Source organism: Kitasatospora sp. NPDC058184 (assembly GCF_042883725.1).
Classification (GTDB): domain Bacteria; phylum Actinomycetota; class Actinomycetes; order Streptomycetales; family Streptomycetaceae; genus Kitasatospora.
The window spans coordinates 392,996-411,712 of record NZ_JBHVVE010000004.1 but is presented as its reverse complement, the minus strand read 5'-3'; the positions used below and the strand labels follow the sequence as shown (position 1 = coordinate 411,712).

Genomic DNA, 18,717 nt, shown 5'->3' with positions numbered 1-18,717 from the left:
CTGTCCCGCCCGCAGGAGTTCGCCCACCCCGCCGCAGGAGGACCCCGCCGTGACGCCGATCGACCCGACCGGCCGCCCCACCCGCCCCGTACCGGCCACCTTCCTGGCCGGACCGCTCCCCGCCGAAGGCCACACCGGCCACGAGCACGGGGCGCACCGGGCGGCCGAGGAGGAGGGGGGCGCCGGCACCGGCTCGGAGCCCCCGGACGCCCTCCCGTCCCCGGCCGACCCACTCGCGGCCCCGCAGCCCCGGGGGGCCGAGCGCCCGGCCCCCACCGGGGCGCTGCGGCTGCCCGAGGCGCCGCTGCCGCCGGCCGAGGTCGACCGGCTGGTGGGCGGGCAGCACCACGACCCGCACGCGCTGCTCGGCGCGCACCCGGTGCACGGCGGCACGGCGATCCGGGTGCTGCGCCCGTTCGCCGAGCGGGTGGTCGTCGAGACCGCCCACGGCCCGGCCGAACTCACCCACCAGCAGAGCGGGTTGTTCACCGGCCTGGTGGCCGGCGGCGAACCGCCGGAGTACACCCTGCTGGTGACGTACCCCGACGGCGAGCCGCTGCGCCAGCACGACGGCTACCGCACCCCGCCCACCCTCGGCGAACTCGACCTGCACCTGATCTCCGAGGGCCGGCACGAGCAGCTGTGGCGGGCGCTCGGCTCGCACGTGCGCACCGTCGACGGGGTGGCCGGCACCGCCTTCGCGGTCTGGGCGCCGAACGCCGTCGGGGTCCGGCTGATCGGCGGCTTCAACCACTGGAACGGCACCGGGCACCCGATGCGCTCGCTCGGCTCGTCCGGGATCTGGGAGCTGTTCGTCCCCGGCCTGGCCGAGGGCGCCACCTACAAGTACGAGGTGCACACCCGGCAGGGCTGGGTGCTGGACAAGGCCGACCCGCTGGCCCGGGCCGCCCAGTGCCCGCCCGGCACCGCCTCGGTGGTCACCTCCTCCGACTACGCCTGGCAGGACGGCGAGTGGATGGCCCGCCGGGCCCGCGCCGCGCACCACCGGGCCCCGATGTCGGTGTACGAGCTGCACCTGCCCTCCTGGCGGCCGGACCTCACCACCTACCGCGCCATCGCCGAGGAACTGCCGCGCTACCTCCAGGAGTTGAACTTCACCCACGTGGAGCTCATGCCGGTGATGGAGCACCCCTTCGGCGGCTCCTGGGGCTACCAGGTGTCCGGCTACTACGCCCCCACCGCCCGGCTCGGCGGCCCCGACGACTTCCGGTTCCTGGTGGACACCCTGCACCGGCACGGCATCGGCGTGATCGTCGACTGGGTGCCCGCGCACTTCCCCAAGGACGACTTCGCGCTCGCCCGCTTCGACGGCGAGCCGCTGTACGAGCCCGCCGACCCGCTGCGCGCCGAGCACCCCGACTGGGGGACGCTGGAGTTCGACTACGGCCGCAAGGAGGTGCGCAACTTCCTCGTCGCCAACGCGGTGTACTGGTGCGAGGAGTTCCACGTCGACGGCCTGCGGGTGGACGCCGTCGCCTCGATGCTCTACCTCGACTACTCCCGCGAGGGCGGCGACTGGACCCCCAACCGGTTCGGCGGCCGGGAGAACCTGGACGCCGCCTCCTTCCTCCAGGAGATGAACGCCACCGTCTACCGGCGCTGCCCGGGCGCGGTGACCATCGCCGAGGAGTCCACCGCCTGGGACGGGGTCACCCGCCCCACCGACGCCGGCGGGCTCGGCTTCGGGCTGAAGTGGAACATGGGCTGGATGCACGACTCGCTGGTCTACATGTCCAAGGAGCCGGTGCACCGCAAGTACCACCACAACGAGATCACCTTCTCGATGGTGTACGCCTACTCCGAGAACTACGTCCTGCCGATCTCGCACGACGAGGTGGTGCACGGCAAGCGGGCGCTGGTCTCCAAGATGCCCGGGGACTGGTGGCAGCAGCGCGCCAACCACCGCGCCTACCTCGGCTTCATGTGGTCCCACCCGGGCAAGCAGCTGCTGTTCATGGGGCAGGAGTTCGCCCAGGGCGCGGAGTGGGACCACGAGCAGGGCCCGCAGTGGTGGGTGCTCGACGAGCGGTGGCCGGCCCACGAGGAGCACCTCGGGGTGCGCCGGCTGGTCCGCGACCTCAACCGGCGCTACCTCGACACCCCGGCGCTGTGGGAGCTGGACACCGTCCCGGAGGGCTTCCGCTGGCTCGACGGCGGCGCCGCCGAGGACAACCTGCTCTCCTTCGTCCGGTACGCGGCCGACGGCTCGCCGCTGGTCGCGGTCTGCAACTTCTCGCCGGTCGTCCGGCACGGCCACCGGGTCGGGCTGCCCCGGCTGGCGGGCCGCGACCAGCTGTGGGAGGAGGCGCTGAACACCGACGCCGAGGAGTACGGCGGCAGCGGCGTCGGCAACTCCCACCCGGTCAAGGCCGAGCCGGTGGAGTGGGACGGCCAGCCCCGGTCCGCCGAACTGGTCCTCCCCCCGCTCTCCACCGTCTGGCTCCGCCCCGCGCGCTGAGCGCCGGGCGCCTCCGGTGCCCCGGACGCCCCGGGTGCCCGCCCCGTCGGCGGGCACCCGGGGCGGGACCTCCGCCCCTTGCCCGAACCCCGTCGCTCTGCTCGCGGACACCCGTTCGGGGTGCGAAGGTATGGTCGATATGACCACTTTCCGAGACGACGGGACGGAGACAACCACGTGGCGCGCAGCGTGTACGTGACCGGCATCGACCGGGGGGACGGCCGCCAGGCGGTCGAACTCGGGGTCATGGAACTGCTCACCCGCCAGGTGGACCGGGTCGGGGTGTTCCGCCCGCTGGTGCACGCCGCCCCCGGGCAGCCGGGCTCCGACCACGTGGTCGAGCTGCTGCGCGGCCGCTACCGGCTCGACCTGCCCAGCAGCGAGCTGTACGGCCTCGGCTACGAGGAGGCCGCCGCCCTCCAGGCCGCCCACGGGCAGGACGAACTGGTCTCCGCGCTGGTCGACCGCTTCCACGCGCTGGAGCGGCGCTGCCAGGCCGTCCTGGTGCTCGGCACCGACTTCGCCGACACCAGCATCCCGGACGAACTCGCCTTCAACGCCCGCCTGGCCAACGAGTTCGGCGCCGCCGTGCTGCCGGTGGTCGGCGGGCACGGCGAGGACCCCGAGACGGTGGTCGCCGAGCTGCTGGGCGCCCACCGCGCCTACACCGACCTCGGCTGCCAGACCCTGGCGATGATCGCCAACCGGGTCGCCCCCGGCGCCAAGCAGCGCATCCAGCGCGCCCTCACCGAGAAGCTGCCCGTCCCCGCCTACGTCATCCCGGAGGAGCCGGCCCTGGCCGCGCCCACCGTCGCCCAGCTGGTCGAGGCGACCGGCGCCGAGGTGCTGCTCGGGGACGCCGCCGGCCTCGCCCGGGACGTGCGCGGCTACGTCTTCGGCGGCGCCATGCTGCCCACCTTCCTGGACGCGCTGACCGAGGGCGCCCTGGTGGTCACCCCCGGGGACCGCGCCGACCTGGTGATCGGCTCGCTGGCCGCGCACGCCGCCGGCGCCCCGCCGATCGCCGGCGTGCTGCTGACGCTCGGCCAGCACCCCGGCCCCAACGTGATGGCGCTGGCCGCCCGGCTCGCCCCCGGCACCCCGGTCGCGGTCGTCCCCGAGGGCAGCTGGCCCACCGCCGCCCACCTGACCCACCTGGAGGGCAAGCTCACCTCGGCCAGCCCCCGGAAGGCCGAGATCGCCCTCGGCCTGTTCGAACTGCACGTCGACACCGCCGAGTTGACCAACCTGATCGAGGTCGGCCGGTCCGAGCGGGTCACCCCGATGATGTTCGAGCACGAGCTGCTGGAGCGCGCCCGGGGCACCCGCAGGCACGTCGTCCTGCCGGAGGGCACCGAGGAGCGGGTGCTGCGCGCCGCCGAGATCCTGCTGCGCCGCAACATCTGCGACCTCACCCTGCTCGGCGAGGCGGACGCCGTCCGCCGCAAGGCGTCGAGCCTGAGCATCGACCTCCCGGCCGAGGACCCGGCCGCCGACCGCGCCCAGGTGCGGATCGTCGACCCGGCCACCAGCCCGCTGCGCCGCCAGTTCGCCGAGCTGTACGCGAAGCTGCGCGCCCACAAGGGGATGACCGTCGAACTGGCCCTGGACGTGGTCACCGACGTCTCGTACTTCGGCACCCTGATGGTCCAGGAGGGCATCGCGGACGGCATGGTCTCCGGCGCGGCGCACTCCACCGCCGCCACCATCCGGCCCGCCTTCGAGGTGATCAAGACCTCGCCGGGCGCCTCGATCGTCTCCTCGGTCTTCTTCATGTGCCTGGCCGACCGGGTGCTGGTGTACGGCGACTGCGCGGTCAACCCCGACCCGGACGCCCAGCAGCTGGCCGACATCGCCATCCAGTCGGCCGCCACCGCCGCCCAGTTCGGGGTGGAGCCGCGGGTCGCGATGCTCTCGTACTCGACCGGCACCTCCGGCTCCGGCGCGGACGTCGACAAGGTCCGCAAGGCCACCGAGCTGGTCCGCGAGCTGCGGCCGGACATCCTGGTCGAGGGCCCGATCCAGTACGACGCGGCGGTGGACGCCCGGGTCGCGGCCACCAAGCTGCCGGGCTCCCCGGTGGCCGGGCGGGCCACCGTGCTGATCTTCCCGGACCTCAACACCGGCAACAACACCTACAAGGCGGTCCAGCGCTCGGCCGGGGCCGTCGCGGTCGGCCCGGTGCTCCAGGGGCTGCGCAAGCCCGTCAACGACCTCTCCCGCGGGGCGCTGGTGCAGGACATCGTCAACACCGTCGCGATCACCGCCATCCAGTCCCAGGACCACGCCTCCCAGGACCGCACCTCCCAGGACCTCGCGTCGGACAGCAAGGAGCTCCCCGCATGAGCAAGGGCACCCGCGTCCTCGTCCTGAACGCCGGCTCCTCGTCGGTGAAGTACCAGCTGATCGACATGCTGGACGGGGCCAGGCTGGCCGCCGGGCTGGTCGAGCGGATCGGCGAGGCCGGCGGGCGGCTGGTGCACACCCCGCGCACCGGCGGGCCGCGCGAGACCGTCCAGGCCTTCCCGGACCACGCCGCCGCGCTCAAGGCCGTCGCCGAGGAGCTGTCCGCCGACGGCGTCGGGCTGGACTCCCCCGAGCTGGCCGCGATCGGCCACCGGGTGGTGCACGGCGGCCTGCGGTTCACCGAGCCGACCGTGATCACCGACGACGTGCTCAAGGAGATCCGCCGGCTGATCCCGGTCGCCCCGCTGCACAACCCGGCCAACATCACCGGCATCGAGGTCGCCCGGGCCCTGCGCCCCGACCTCCCCCAGGTGGCCGTCTTCGACACCGCCTTCCACGCCTCGATGCCCGAGTACTCGGCCCGGTACGCGATCGACAAGGACGTCGCCGACCGGCACCGGGTGCGCCGCTACGGCTTCCACGGCACCTCGCACCAGTACGTCTCGCGGGCCACCGCCCGGCTGCTCGGCAAGGACCCGGCCGAGGTCAACGTGATCGTGCTGCACCTGGGCAACGGCGCCTCCGCCTCGGCGGTCGCGGGCGGCCGCTGCGTGGACACCTCGATGGGCCTGACCCCGCTGGAGGGCCTGGTCATGGGCACCCGGTCGGGCGACATCGACGCCGGCGTGGTGTTCCACCTGCACCGGGTCGGCGGGCTGTCCGTGGACGAGATCGACGACCTGCTCAACCGCCGCAGCGGCCTGCGCGGGCTGTGCGGCGAGAACGACATGCGCGAGATCATGCGCCGGGCCGACGAGGGGGACGCGGACGCGAAGCTCGCGTTCGACTCGTACGTCCACCGGCTGCGCAAGTACATCGGCGGCTACTACGCGGTGCTCGGCCGGGTGGACGCGATCGCGTTCACCGCCGGGGTCGGGGAGAACGCGGCGCCGGTGCGCGCGGCGGCCACCGCGGGACTGGAGGAACTGGGCATCGCCGTCGACCCGGAACTGAACTCGGTGCGGTCCGGCGAGGCCCGGATCGTCTCGCCCGAGTACGCCCGGGTGGCGGTCGCCGTGGTGCCCACCGACGAGGAGCTGGAGATCGCCCGACAGACCTTCGCGCTGGTGCACCGGGAACGCCGGGAGTCCGAGGACTGACACGGATCCGTCTCACTCCTCGGAAGCTTTCGTCGGCGATTCCTCCCGGTGCGTGCCGAATGCACCTATAACACGAACGGATAGACTGATCCATATGCGCCGAGCGAAAATTGTCTGCACCCTGGGTCCGGCGACGGACTCCTACGAACAGCTGAAGGCCATCGTCGAGGCGGGCATGAACGTCGCCCGACTGAACATGAGCCACGGCAACCACGCGGACCACGAGGAGCGGTACCGCAAGGTCCGCCAGGTCTCGGAGGACACCGGCAAGGCCATCGGCGTCCTGGCCGACCTCCAGGGTCCGAAGATCCGTCTGGCGACCTTCGCCAACGGCCCGGTGACCGTCGACAACGGCGACGAGTTCACCATCACCACCGAGGACGTCCCCGGTGACCAGCACATCTGCGGCACCACCTACAAGGGCCTGCCCGGCGACGTGAAGGCCGGCGACCCGATCCTGATCAACGACGGCGTCATCGCCCTGGAGGTCGTCAGCGTCGACGGCCCGCGGGTGAAGACCGTGGTGATCGAGGGCGGCGTGCTCTCGAACAACAAGGGCATCAACCTGCCCGGCGCGGCCGTGAACGTGCCCGCCCTGTCCGAGAAGGACAAGGACGACCTGCGCTTCGCGCTGCGCCTGGGCGTCGACATGATCGCCCTGTCCTTCGTCCGCAACGCGGACGACATCAAGGACGTCCACGAGGTCATGGACGAGGTCGGCATCCGCGTGCCGGTCATCGCCAAGATCGAGAAGCCGCAGGCCGTCGAGGCCATGGAGGAGATCGTCCTCGCCTTCGACGCCATCATGGTCGCCCGCGGCGACCTGGCCGTGGAGTACCCGCTGGAGCGGGTGCCGCTGGTCCAGAAGCAGCTGATCACCCTGGCCCGCCGCAACGCCAAGCCGGTCATCGTCGCCACCCAGATGATGGAGTCGATGATCCACGCCTCGCGCCCGACCCGCGCCGAGGTCTCCGACGTCGCCAACGCCATCCTGGACGGCGCCGACGCGGTCATGCTGTCCGCCGAGTCGAGCGTCGGCAAGTACCCCGTCGAGACCGTCCGCACCATGGCCCGGATCTGCGAGACGGCCGAGGGCGAGCTGCTCGCCCAGGGCCTCCAGCCGCTCAACCCGGGCCGCAAGCCGCGCACCCAGGGCGGCTCCGTCGCCCGCGCCGCGTGCGAGCTGGGCGACTTCCTGGACGGCAAGGCGCTGGTCGCCTTCACCAAGTCCGGCGACACCGCCCGCCGGCTGTCCCGCTACCGCTCGCCGATCCCGGTGATCGCCTTCACCCCGGACAGCGCCACCCGCAACCAGCTCTCGCTGAGCTGGGGCGTCGAGGCGTACGTCACGGAGCAGGTGGCCACCACCGACGCGATGGTCGCGCAGGTCGACCGGGAGCTGCTGAAGCTCGGCCGGCTCGGCGAGGGCGACACCGTCATCGTCACCGCCGGTGTCCCGGTCGGCGTCCCCGGCACCACCAACATGGTGCAGGTGCACCACCTGGGCACCCGGGGCGAGTGAGCACCCGTCAGGCCTGAACGCCCGTGGGGCGGTCCTCCTTCCGGAGGGCCGCCCCACGGTCCTTGTGGCGTCCGCTACTTGTCGCTGTAGGGGGCGTCGTCGTTGAACAGGCGCATCCCGGGGATGCGCAGGGTGCCGCCGAACTGGCCGGCCTGCTTGGCGGTGACGCCGGTCAGCTCCAGGTCCAGCGGGATCGGGATGGAGCCGATCAGGTCGTACAGCCAGCGCGGCAGGGTGTCCGGGGTGAGGGTGATCTCGCCCAGGTCGATCGGGATCGGCAGGCCGAGCACCTTGGAGAGGTGGCCGGACAGCCGCTCCACGTACATGGTGACCGGGCCCTTGCGCATCGTCGAGGTGGAACCCGGGGCGCCCTGGACGTGGAAGGTGACGCCGTTGCCCTCCAGGGTCGACATGTCGAGGTTGTCGATGTCCACGCTGTCGACCACGAACTTCAGGACGCGCTTGCTGCCGGTCACGGTCTTCACGTCGTAGACGCCGTGGAAGGCCGCGCCGTGCAGGGCGAGCCGGCTGGTCTTCAGGGTCCAGTTCTGCTCCGGGACGACGTGCCCGGGGGCGGGCGCGCCGGCGGTCAGGCCCCGGGCGTCCACATCGCAGTCGGGGTTCTCGGTCGGCGTGCCGGACGGGCTGCCAGAGGCGCCCGCGGAGGGCGTCGCCGAGGCGTCCGCGGACGGGGTCGCGGAGGGCTTCGGCTTGGTGCTCGCCCTGCCGCTCGGCGTGGCGGTGGGCGAGGGCTCGTCGGCGGCGGGCTGGGTCGCGGGCGGCGCGGCCTGCGGGGCGGCGGCCGGGGCCTGCACCGGGGCGTCCGGGTGCGGGGCCTCGGTGTGCGGGGCGGGGGCGGCCGGAGCGGCCGGGCCGGCGGGCGCCGCGGGGGTGGTGGTGGTCGGGGCGCCGCCCGGGGTCGGGCTCGGCGAGCCGTTCGGGGTGAGCAGCCGGTTGACGCCGTCGACGAGGCCGTCGATCAGCCCCGCCCGGGCCGCCGGGCCGGTGGTGGTGGGCGTCGCGGCGGCCGACGGCTTGACCGGCGAGGTCGGCTGCTGGGCCGGGCCGGTGGTCGGTGCGGGGGTCGGCACCGAGCCCGGGTCCGTCGAGGGGCCGGCGGTGGGCGCGGTACCCGGCGCGGTGCTCGGCGCGGTGCTCGGCGCCGTGGACGGGCCCGGCGGCGGCTCGGGCAGCTCGCTCTTGGGCACCGGCGTCTCGACCGGCGCGACGTCCGGCACGGCGGCCGGCGCGGTGCCGCAGGGCTTGCCCGCCGCCGACTCGGCGACCGCCGGGTTGGGCGTGTAGGCGGCGGCCATCAGCAGCGCGGTCGGCACCGCGGCCAGCGCCAGTGCCCGGCCCCTCAGCCGGACCCGTACGGGCGTGCGCGGGGCCGCGTGCCGGCCGGAGCGCTGCGCGGGAACGGTCGGCTCGGCCGGCCCGGTCACCGCGCCTCCTCCTGGTCCACGGCGGCGGCCCGCTTCCGGTCCGCGGTGTCGGCCTGCTTCGGGACGGCGGCCGCGGGTTCGGCGGCCTGCGGCCCGCCCTGGGCGGGCAGTTCGGCGGTGGGCGCCTCGACGGCGCCGTCGGTGGCCGGCTCTGTGGCGACGCTCCGCGCCACGGCGTTCCCGGCCGCCGCGTCCCCGGCGCCGCCCTTGGCCCGGCCCCAGCGTCCGCGCCCGGCCGCCTTCGCGGCCTTGGGCTCCGGCAGCGGCGCCCAGGAGACCATCAGCCCGCCGCCGATCAGGCCCGGCAGCAGGGCCAGTCCGAAGCCCCCCAGGTTGGAGACCGGGAGGGAGACCAGCGTCAGCAGCGTGGTGGCGATGCCGGCGAAGACCCGTACGGCCGGCTGGAACCAGGCGGTCAGCCCGAGCACGATCAGCAGCACGCCGATGATCAGTGACCCGGCACCCGCCGTGGTGGCCATGGCCACCGTCATGCCGCCCAACGAGAGCTTGGCGTACGGGAAGTACATGATCGGGACGCCGGCGATCATGGCCAGCAGACCGCCGTAGTACGGCCGCGTCCGACGGAACGTACGGAACACCCGGCGCAGCCACTGGGCGGGGTTCTCGTGCTCGGCGGGCCGGTAGGAGGCAAGGGCGCTGGACACGGTGCAGCTCCTCGATGGTGTGAACGAGGGATGGAGGAGACACGGGATCCGGGGACGGCGCACGCACCGTCCCCGGTCCCGCGGGTGCCGTCGGGGCGGGCGGGCCGGGCCCGGCCCGCCGCCGTCAACGGCCTAGTAGCACTCGCCGGAACCGTCGGTGTGCAGCGCGAGCTTCAGGCCCGGGAGCTTGAAGGTGCCGGCCGAGGTGGCCCAGGCGGTCTGCTGCACGTTGTACAGGTCGGCCTTCTCGGCGGCCTGGGCGAAGCCGGTCTGACCGGACGGCAGGCCGCCGAGCTTGGACTTCCAGCCCTGGGTGGCCTCGCCCTTGAGGGTCGACGCCTCCTGGCCGATGTTGATGTTGGAGAACTCGGCGTCGGCGTTCAGCTGGTCGAGGTCGATCAGCAGGTTCTTGGCGTAGACCTGCTTCTTGACGTCCTCGCTGTTGCCGGCCTCCAGACGCAGGATGATCTTGGGCAGCTTCCACGGCAGGCCGGGGATGACGTTGGGGTCGGTCACCACCGACTGGCAGAGGCCCTTGATGGTGGCCTCGTCGAAGGCCGAGACGGCGACCGGGTGCGGCGTGCCGTTCGACTCCGCGTCGATCGAGCCGAACTGGGCGAAGTTCCTGCCGTGCAGCTCCGGCGTGGTGACCTTGAAGCTCTGGCCGGAGACGCTGAACGAAGCCGCCAGCGCGTTGTTGGCGATCGAGACGCCCACCGCGGCGGTGGCCGCGATGCTCGGCACCATCACCAGGGCGAAGCGCTTCCAGCGGGTCTTGCCGTAGGTCTGGGACATGCGAGTCCTCCTTCTAGGACGTACATCTCCGGCTCCCCGGCGGCGCGTCCCGCACCGGTGGGGACCTGGGATGGGAGAGAGCTACGTCCTCGGTAGCGGAGAGCGCCTTGGGCGTCGTCGGACGCGGGAGCGGCCCGCGTGCAGCGGACCTCCCGTCCAAGCACCGGCCGTCCTTGCGGGGCGGCGGGCAGGACCGACGACATCGGCGATCACCCCCGAGCGACAACCAGCGACCGCGCAGGGCCGCGCGGCCGGTCGAAGGACAGGAACCGCCGTGGGACCGCGGATACCCCCCTGCCCTCCCTCCCGCCGGCCGGGGCCGACGGACCGCCCGGTGGGGATCCCGCGCTCCGCGTGGCCGACCGGGGTCGGGGTGTGGAGCCCGGGACCGGGCGTGGCCGATCGTGCTTGAATCCCGGGCGAAGCACAAGAGGTTCCTTACTGACGGGTAATGCAACATCAGGTGGCGTTGATCATGGAATCGACCCGGGCCGCACCCTGCGTGACGTCTTGAAGGAAACGTGACGGCGAAATCTGCCGGAAACGCAAGCGAAACACCCGTGGGTGGTCACACAAGGTGACCACCCACGGGTGAAATCAAGATTTGGTAAACCTCTGTTCAGTTGACCGGATTGTCGCCAAATCACCAGCGACACCGCAGGTCATCCGCCGTGCCAGGCAGCGGACCTGATCCGGACCCAGAACCGGCCCGGGAGCCGGCCCGGAGCGGGCTCAGAACAGCACGCGCGCCAGCGCCGTACGGGCCGCGACGACCCGCGGGTCCTCCGGGCCGATCACCTCGAACAGCTCCAGCAGGCGCAGCCGGGCGGTGTCCCGGTCCTCGCCGGCCGTCCGCCCGACGGTGGCCACCAGGCGCCCGAAGGCGTCCTCGACGTGACCGCCGACCAGGTCCAGGTCGGCCGCCTTGAGCTGGATCCCGACGTCCTTCGGGTCGGCGGCGGCCGCCGACCGGACGGCCTGGAGGTCCAGACCCTCGATCCGCTTCAGCAGCTCGGCCTGGGCCAGGCCCAGCTTGGCCTCGGTGTTGCCCGGCTGCTCGGCCAGCACGTTCCGGTAGGCCTGGATGGCACCGCCCAGGTCGCCGGCGTCCAGCGCGTCGTGCGCGGCGGACAGCGCCGGGTCCTCGGGGCGCTGCGGGGCGGCGGCCGGGGCCTCGCCCGGGGCGGCCGCGCCACCGGCCAGGCCGGCCACGCCGAAGCGCTGCTCGGCGACCAGGATCAGCTGGTCCAGGATCTGACGGATGTTGGCCGCGCTCTCCGCGCCCTGGAACAGCGGCACCAGCTGGCCGGCCACCACGGCCATCACGGCCGGGATGCCCTGGATGCCGAACTGCTGGGAGAGCAGCGGGTTGGCGTCGACGTCGATCTTGGCGAGCACGAAGCGGCCGGCGTACTCCTCGGCCAGGCCCTCCAGGACCGGGCTCAGCTGCTTGCAGGGCCCGCACCACTCGGCCCAGAAGTCGATGACGACCGGCACCTCGGTGGAGCGCTGGACGACCTCGGTCTCGAAGGTGTCCTCGGTGACGTCGATGACGAGCTGGTGGGCGGTCTGGGCGGGGGCGGCTCCGTCCGCATCGGCGGCGGACGCCTGACGAGCCCGCTCGGCCCGGGCCTGCTCGGCCTTCTGGGCGGCTTCGCCGGCCGCCTTCACTGCGGCGAGGTCGACCGCACCGCGCAGGGCGGAGCTGTTGAGACGCGAATTCCGTGGCTGCATGGCACCATCCTCCCCCGTCCGCGCTGCTCGCGGGCACCAACCTCCGGAAAGTCGCCCCGCGCGGACCGCGCGGTGCGGGTTCCCGGGCGCCGTGCCCCTCCCCCGGTAGCCTGGACCGTTCGGCGCGGATCCCCACCCGCGCCCGCGCCGCTCCCGTCCCACGGGACGCGGCGCCTGGTTGTCACTGCTTTCGCTACGAGTCGTAGCGTAACTGGAGCCGGTGGCCCGGCCGCAAGCCCCTCCGGTGGTTCGGGGACGTGACCTGCCCCACTTTCCCGGGGTGCCCCGCTGCCCGAACGGACGAACAGTCGCTACCGTTACCAGCCCCACCCAAGTTACTTACCAGTAGAGCGCAAGGAGGCCCGGTGCCGGCCGCCCAGCCCCCAGCGAGCCCGCAGGGCACGCACCAGGACTGCCCGGCGCCCGCGGGCACCGCCCGGGCCAAGGGCCGCCCGCGCAGCGCCGCCGCCGACCGCGCCATCCTCGACGCCACCCGCGAGACCCTGGCCGAACTCGGCTGGGGCGGACTGACCATGGGCCACGTGGCGAGCCGGGCCGGGGTCGCCAAGACCACCCTCTACCGCCGCTGGCCGTCCAAGAACGAGCTCGTGGTGGACGCCGTCGCCACCCTCTTCGACGAGCTGGTGATGCCCGACCTCGGCAGCCTGCGGGCCGACATCGAGGCCGTGGTGGCCCAGTTCGCCGACCTGCTGGCCCGCCCGGAGACCCAGGCCGCGCTGCTCGCGCTGTTCGCCGAGGGCACCCGCGACCGGCAGCTGCGGCGGCGGATCCGCGAGGCCATCGTGGACCCGCAGAAGCGGCTGGTCCGCCAGGGCCGGGCGGCCGCCCAGGCCCGCGGCGAGCTGGAGGCGGACACCGACGACACCTCGGCCCGCGAGGAGGTCGACATCATCTTCGACACCATCGCGGGCACCGTCGAACACCGCGTCCTGGTCAGCGGCGAGCCGATCACCCCGGAGTGGACCCGCCGCTTCACCGACCTGCTGCTCGGACCGATGCTCGCGGGCTGAAAGCACCCCGGCCGGAGACACGGCGGAGCCGCCGTACGGGATCCCGTACGGCGGCTCCGCGTCGGCCGCGGCCTCAGAACATCGCGTTCTCCTGGTACGTGCCCCACTCCTCGCGCAGCGCGTTGCAGATCTCGCCCAGCGTCGCCTCGGCGCGCACCGCGTCCAGCATCGGCGGGATCATCGACTCGCCCGAGCGCGCCGCCGCCAGCATGGCGTCCAGCCCGGCCCGGACGGCCGCGTCGTCCCGGGCCGCCTTGCGCTCCCGCAGCACCCGGACCTGCTCGCGTTCGACCTCGTGGCTGACCCGCAGGATCTCCAGCTCCGGGGTGACGCTGCGCGGGTGGCAGTTGACGCCGACCACGCGCTTGTCGCCCTTCTCCACCGACTGCTGGTACTGGAAGGCCGCCTCGGCGATCTCCCCGGTGAACCAGCCCTCCTCGATACCGCGCAGGATGCCGGAGGTGATCGGGCCGATCTCGTGGTCCTCCCGGCCCTTGTCCAGGATCCGCTGGAAGATCGCCTCGGCCTGCTGCTCGATCCGGTCGGTCAGCGCCTCGACGTACCAGGAACCGCCCAGCGGGTCGGCGACGTTGGCGACGCCGGTCTCCTCCATCAGCACCTGCTGGGTGCGCAGGGCGATCTCGGCGGCCTGCTCGGAGGGCAGCGCCAGGGTCTCGTCCAGGGCGTTGGTGTGCAGCGAGTTGGTGCCGCCGAGCACCGCGGCCAGCGCCTCGACGGCGGTGCGGACCACGTTGTTGTACGGCTGCTGCGCGGTCAGCGAGACGCCGGCGGTCTGGGTGTGGAACCGCAGCCACTGCGCCTTGTCGGTCTTGGCGCCGAAGCGCTCGCGCATCCAGCGGGCCCAGATCCGGCGCGCGGCGCGGAACTTGGCGATCTCCTCGAAGAAGTCCAGGTGCGCGTCGAAGAAGAAGGACAGGCCGGGCGCGAAGACGTCCACGTCCAGGCCGCGGGAGAGGCCCAGCTCGACGTAGCCGAAGCCGTCCGCGAGGGTGTACGCCAGCTCCTGCGCGGCCGTGGCCCCGGCCTCGCGGATGTGGTACCCGGAGACCGACAGCGGCTTGTACGCGGGGATGCCCTCGGCGCAGTAGGCCATCAGGTCGCCGATCAGGCGCAGGTGCGGCTCGGGGGCGAAGAGCCACTCCTTCTGCGCGATGTACTCCTTGAAGATGTCCGTCTGGAGGGTGCCGTTGAGCACCGCCGGGTCCACGCCCTGGCGCTCGGCGGCCACCAGGTACATGCAGAAGACCGGCACGGCCGGGCCGCTGATCGTCATCGAGGTGGTGACCCCGCCGAGCGGGATGCCGTCGAACAGCACCTCCATGTCGGCGGCCGAGTCGATGGCCACGCCGCAGTGGCCGACCTCGCCGAGCGACTTCGGGTCGTCCGAGTCGTAGCCCATCAGGGTCGGCATGTCGAAGGCGACCGAGAGGCCGCCGCCGCCCGCGTCCAGGATCATCCGGTAGCGCTCGTTGGTCTGCTGGGCGTTGCCGAAGCCGGCGAACTGGCGGATGGTCCAGGTGCGGCCCCGGTAGCCGGTCGGGTGCAGACCGCGGGTGTACGGGTACTCGCCCGGCCAGCCGATCCGCTCGAAGCCCTCGTAGGCCTGCCCGGCGGGCGGGCCGTAGACCGGCTCGACCTCGTCGCCGGAGAGGGTGGTGAAGTCCGCGTCGCGCTTGCGGGCCTTGTCGTACCGCTGCTGCCAGCGCTGCCGGCCCCGCTCGATCTCCTCGGCGTCCATGATCCCGAACTCCGCTCCGTACGGCCGCCGCGGCGACGGGGCGGCACAGCTAGTAGGACGTCCTAACAATTTACTCGGACGTCCTAGTACTTGTCGATGGACAACCCGCCCGCACGGCCCGCGATCCCCCGAAAGGGACCGGGAGCCGCCCGAACGGGGCCCGGGAACGCCGGAGCGCCCCTCCCCCGGTCGGGGAAGGGGCGCTCTCGCGAAACCTGGGAGTCGGAGCCCGGGAGTCGGAGCCCGGGGCTCAGACGCCGGCCGGCTGGCGGGCGCCGCCGCCCGCCGGGAGCTGCTCGGCGGCCTCGCGGGCCACCTTGCGCTCGAAGACGAAGGAGAGGAACGGGATGCAGCCCGCCGCCAGGGTGAGCACCAGCCGGCCCATCGGCCACTTCAGCTTCTGCCCGAGCATGAAGGTGACCACGAAGTACCCGATGTAGAGGTAGCCGTGCAGCATCGCGACGTACGTGGTCACGTCCTTGGCCGCGTCGAAGCCGTACTTCGCGACCATGAAGCCGCAGAACACCAGCAGCGCCGTACCGGTCGCAATGGCCAGGGCCCGGTACCAGCCCAGCAGGGGGGTCGCCTTCATGATCTTCCTCGCCTCGCTCGGCACGGTCCGCCGGTACGCCCGGATCCGCGCACCGCTCACACGAGGGTAGCCGCCTTCACGCCCGGCCCCTCGCAGCCCCCTCGGACGGCTCGGCGAAGTCGCCGGCCGCGATCCGCAGCGGCCTGAGCAGTTCGAACACCTGGTGGCACTGCTCGGCGTCGTACTCCTCCAGCCCGAACTCCATCGCCATCAGCTCCCGGGTCGCCTCCTCGACCACCTCGCGGCCGCGCCCGGTGATCGCGGCCAGCACGCCGCGGCCGTCCAGCGGGTTGGGGCGGCGGGCGACCAGGCCGGCCCGCTCCAGGCGGTCGACGGTGTTGGTGACGCTGGTCGGGTGGACCATGAGCCGCTCGCCGATCTTGGAGAGCGAGAGCTCGCCGGTCCGGCTGAAGGTCAGCAGCACCAGGGCCTCGTAGCGGGCGAAGGTCAGCCCGTACGGCTTGAGCACCGCGTCCACCCGGGAGAGCAGGATCTGGTGGGCGCGCATGACCGAGGTGATCGCCGCCATCGAGGGGACCCCGCCCCAACGGCGGGTCCACAGCTCGTCGGCGCGGGCGATCGGGTCGAAGTCGAGAGCGAGGGGCTTGGCCACCTCCTTACCGTACCGGCGGACGGGACGTGTGCTACCAGGCGTCCTGATGGTGGACAAGCGCAACACGTGGCGGGAACCCGCCAATCGGACGGCCAGGTCCATACCAGGACATTGCGCCGGCGTGAACGCGCGGCAACGGGCCACCGGCGCACCGGGGTTGACCCCGGAGCGGCCCGGCGCCGCGCCACCAGGCGTCGGTTCGGACGGTAACCCGCTGCAAACCAGGACGATTTGCCCCTTTTGTCCATCCGTTCACATTCCTCCGCCGTGGCGGGACTTGGCCAATTCATGAGCAAGACCTGTCATTTGATTTGCTCGATTGTCATGCTTTCGATCAACCCCGTTCGGTAGCCACCACCCCCACCCACCGGTGGCGAAGCCGCTCAGTCCGCACGGGGCCCGCACGTCAGCGCCCGTTCCGCCCCTCAGGTGCCGTCCCCGGCCCCCGGAACGCCGCGCGACCGCGCCCGCTCGCGGTTTTCCGGAAGGACTCGTTCGTGAAGCGAAAGCTCGCCGCAGTCGCCGTACTCTCCGCCACCGCCCTGCTCACCGGTGTCGTCCAGGTGAGCACCGCAGCCGTCGCGGACCCCGCCCCGCAGTCCCAGGGCGCGAAGCAGCGCGCCGACCTGATCGCCCTGGCCAACGGCCAGGCCGGCAAGGTCGCGCACGCCCTGGCCCTGGGCGGCCAGGAGCAACTGGTGGCCAAGGACGCCGTGGTGGACGCCGACGGCACCCGCCACCTGCGCTACGAGCGCACCTTCGCCGGCTTCCCCGTCCTGGGCGGCGACCTGGTGGTGCACCAGAAGGCCGACGGCTCGACCACCTCCGTGGACAAGGCCACCGGCGCCACCATCGCCCTGCCGAGCCTCACCCCGCAGATCCCCGCCGACAAGGCCGCCGACCAGGCGACCGGCGCCGTGCAGTCCACCGTGGGCATCGCCGCCGACAAGGACGAGTCCCCGCTGACCGCCGTGCACCAGACCGGCAAGGCCGAGCTGGTCGTGTGGGCCACCGACGGCAGCCCGCGCCTGGCGTACCGCACCACGGTCGAGGGCGAGCGCGCCGACGGCACCCCGAGCCGCCAGCTGCTGGTCACCGACGCGGCGAGCGGCGAGGTGCTCTCCAGCCACGAGCAGGTGCGGACCGCCGCCGGCACCGGCAAGGGCGTCTTCGTCGGCTCCGTCCCGCTGACCACCACCCAGAGCGGTTCGAGCTACCAGCTCAAGGACGCGACCCGCGGCGGCCAGGCCACGTACACCCTGAAGGGCAAGACCTCCGGCTCGGGCACCCTGGTCGCCAACACGACCAACAGCTTCGGCAACGGCCTGTCCTCCAACAGCGAGTCCGCCGCCGTGGACGCCCAGTACGGTGCGGCGGTCACCTGGGACTTCTACAAGAACACCTTCGGCCGCAACGGCATCAAGAACAACGGCGTCGGCGCCACCAGCCGGGTCCACTACGGTTCCAACTACGTGAACGCGTTCTGGGACGACTCCTGCTTCTGCATGACGTACGGCGACGGCAGCGGCAACACCCACCCGCTCACCGAACTCGACGTGGCCGGCCACGAGATGAGCCACGGCGTCACCTCCGCCACCGCCAACCTCAACTACTCGGGCGAGTCCGGCGGCCTGAACGAGGCCACCTCGGACATCTTCGGCACGATGGTCGAGTTCTACGCCAACCTGCCCTCCGACAAGCCGGACTACCTGATCGGCGAGTTGATCAACATCAACGGGGACGGCACTCCGCTGCGCTACATGGACAAGCCGTCCAAGGACGGCGCCTCGGCCGACTACTGGTCCTCCACCGTCGGCAACAAGGACGTCCACTACTCCTCCGGCGTCGCCAACCACTTCTTCTACCTGCTCGCCGAGGGCAGCGGCGCCAAGACCATCAACGGCGTCAGCTACAACAGCCCGACCTCCAACGGCTCCACGCTCGCAGGCATCGGCCGGGACAAGGCCGCACAGATCTGGTACCGCGCGCTGACCACCTACTTCACCTCCACCACCAACTACGCGGGCGCCCGCACCGGCACCCTGAAGGCCGCCGCCGACCTGTACGGCGCCTCCAGCGCCGAGTACAGCGCCGTCGCCGCGACCTGGGCCGCCGTCAACGTCAACTGACGTACCGCACAGGCGCGTCGGACGCCCGGGTCCTCCTGCCGGAGGGCCCGGGCGTCCGCCTTCCGGGCGGCGCTGTCAAGGCCGTCCGGCTGGCGGAGTCCCGCCAGGGGGACGAACCGCCGAAACCGGGCAACGGGCGGCAACCGAACCATCCGTACCGGCACTGGCGGTTCTTGGCCAATCCCGGTAGGCGCCCTGTCCATCCCTGCCAACGATTGTCATGCTTCTGACCAAGTCCCGTCCGACCATCCGCCGCCCCACCCGTTTCCGGCGGATCGTCAGGTACCGCACGGGACCGGCACGTCCGCGCCCTACCGCCCCCAAGGTGCCAACCCCGGCGCCCCGGTACGCGGCGCACCCGCACGCACCCGCGGGTCTCGTGGAAGG

General features: G+C 72.7%; 13 protein-coding genes. 6 read left to right on the top strand and 7 right to left on the bottom strand.

Annotated elements, in window-relative coordinates; genetic code table 11:
* Positions 1-49 precede the first annotated feature (49 nt).
* The 4 genes from glgB (at position 50) to pyk (ending at position 7,567) form a co-directional block, all read left to right on the top strand.
* Positions 50-2,479, top strand: coding sequence for a 1,4-alpha-glucan branching enzyme (gene glgB / locus ACFVXH_RS10410; RefSeq protein WP_074001465.1), 2,430 nt, complete (start codon positions 50-52; stop codon positions 2,477-2,479).
* A 177-nt stretch (positions 2,480-2,656) separates the two neighbouring features.
* The gene (pta, locus tag ACFVXH_RS10405) at positions 2,657-4,825 is read left to right on the top strand and encodes a phosphate acetyltransferase (protein WP_079271889.1); all 2,169 of its coding nucleotides are present in this window, start codon (positions 2,657-2,659) and stop codon (positions 4,823-4,825) included.
* Positions 4,822-6,045, top strand: coding sequence for an acetate kinase (locus tag ACFVXH_RS10400; protein ID WP_074001464.1), 1,224 nt, complete (start codon positions 4,822-4,824; stop codon positions 6,043-6,045). The genes pta and ACFVXH_RS10400 overlap by 4 nt, the downstream gene beginning before the upstream one ends.
* A 94-nt stretch (positions 6,046-6,139) precedes the next feature.
* Complete coding sequence (pyk, locus tag ACFVXH_RS10395; RefSeq protein ID WP_049656903.1) at positions 6,140-7,567, top strand: pyruvate kinase; 1,428 nt, start codon at positions 6,140-6,142, stop codon at positions 7,565-7,567.
* Between the two features lie 74 nt (positions 7,568-7,641).
* Here the strand turns inward: pyk and ACFVXH_RS10390 are convergent, their stop codons facing one another.
* The 4 genes from ACFVXH_RS10390 to ACFVXH_RS10375 all read right to left on the bottom strand — a co-directional run bounded on the left by ACFVXH_RS10390 (position 7,642) and on the right by ACFVXH_RS10375 (position 12,206).
* The gene (locus ACFVXH_RS10390; RefSeq protein WP_387822066.1) at positions 7,642-9,012 is read right to left on the bottom strand and encodes a hypothetical protein; all 1,371 of its coding nucleotides are present in this window, start codon (positions 9,010-9,012) and stop codon (positions 7,642-7,644) included.
* Entirely contained in the window at positions 9,009-9,677 is a 669-nt protein-coding gene (locus ACFVXH_RS10385; protein WP_074001462.1) for a DUF6114 domain-containing protein, read from the bottom strand. Before ACFVXH_RS10385 ends, ACFVXH_RS10390 begins: the two co-directional genes overlap by 4 nt.
* 132 nt (positions 9,678-9,809) lie before the next feature.
* Entirely contained in the window at positions 9,810-10,472 is a 663-nt protein-coding gene (locus ACFVXH_RS10380; RefSeq protein ID WP_049651461.1) for a DUF6230 family protein, read from the bottom strand.
* A gap of 732 nt (positions 10,473-11,204) precedes the next feature.
* Positions 11,205-12,206: a tetratricopeptide repeat protein gene (locus ACFVXH_RS10375; protein ID WP_049651460.1), complete on the bottom strand. Its 1,002-nt coding sequence runs from the start codon at positions 12,204-12,206 to the stop codon at positions 11,205-11,207.
* 365 nt (positions 12,207-12,571) lie between these two features.
* On the opposite strand from ACFVXH_RS10375, the gene ACFVXH_RS10370 reads away from it, so the two are divergent.
* Positions 12,572-13,237, top strand: a complete 666-nt coding sequence (locus tag ACFVXH_RS10370; protein ID WP_079271888.1) for a TetR/AcrR family transcriptional regulator — start codon at positions 12,572-12,574, stop codon at positions 13,235-13,237.
* Positions 13,238-13,310: 73 nt separating this feature from the next.
* Here the strand turns inward: ACFVXH_RS10370 and ACFVXH_RS10365 are convergent, their stop codons facing one another.
* From ACFVXH_RS10365 to ACFVXH_RS10355, 3 genes are all read right to left on the bottom strand, one after another.
* Positions 13,311-14,996: a methylmalonyl-CoA mutase gene (locus ACFVXH_RS10365; RefSeq protein WP_049651459.1), complete on the bottom strand. Its 1,686-nt coding sequence runs from the start codon at positions 14,994-14,996 to the stop codon at positions 13,311-13,313.
* 250 nt (positions 14,997-15,246) lie between these two features.
* Positions 15,247-15,588, bottom strand: coding sequence for a DUF3817 domain-containing protein (locus ACFVXH_RS10360; protein WP_049651458.1), 342 nt, complete (start codon positions 15,586-15,588; stop codon positions 15,247-15,249).
* 76 nt (positions 15,589-15,664) lie between these two features.
* Positions 15,665-16,201 (bottom strand): MarR family winged helix-turn-helix transcriptional regulator, encoded by a 537-nt coding sequence (locus ACFVXH_RS10355; protein ID WP_387822059.1) that lies wholly within the window; start codon positions 16,199-16,201, stop codon positions 15,665-15,667.
* A 497-nt stretch (positions 16,202-16,698) separates the two neighbouring features.
* Between ACFVXH_RS10355 and ACFVXH_RS10350 the strand changes: the two genes are divergently transcribed.
* Entirely contained in the window at positions 16,699-18,330 is a 1,632-nt protein-coding gene (locus ACFVXH_RS10350) for a M4 family metallopeptidase (protein WP_387822056.1), read from the top strand.
* Positions 18,331-18,717 lie beyond the last annotated feature (387 nt).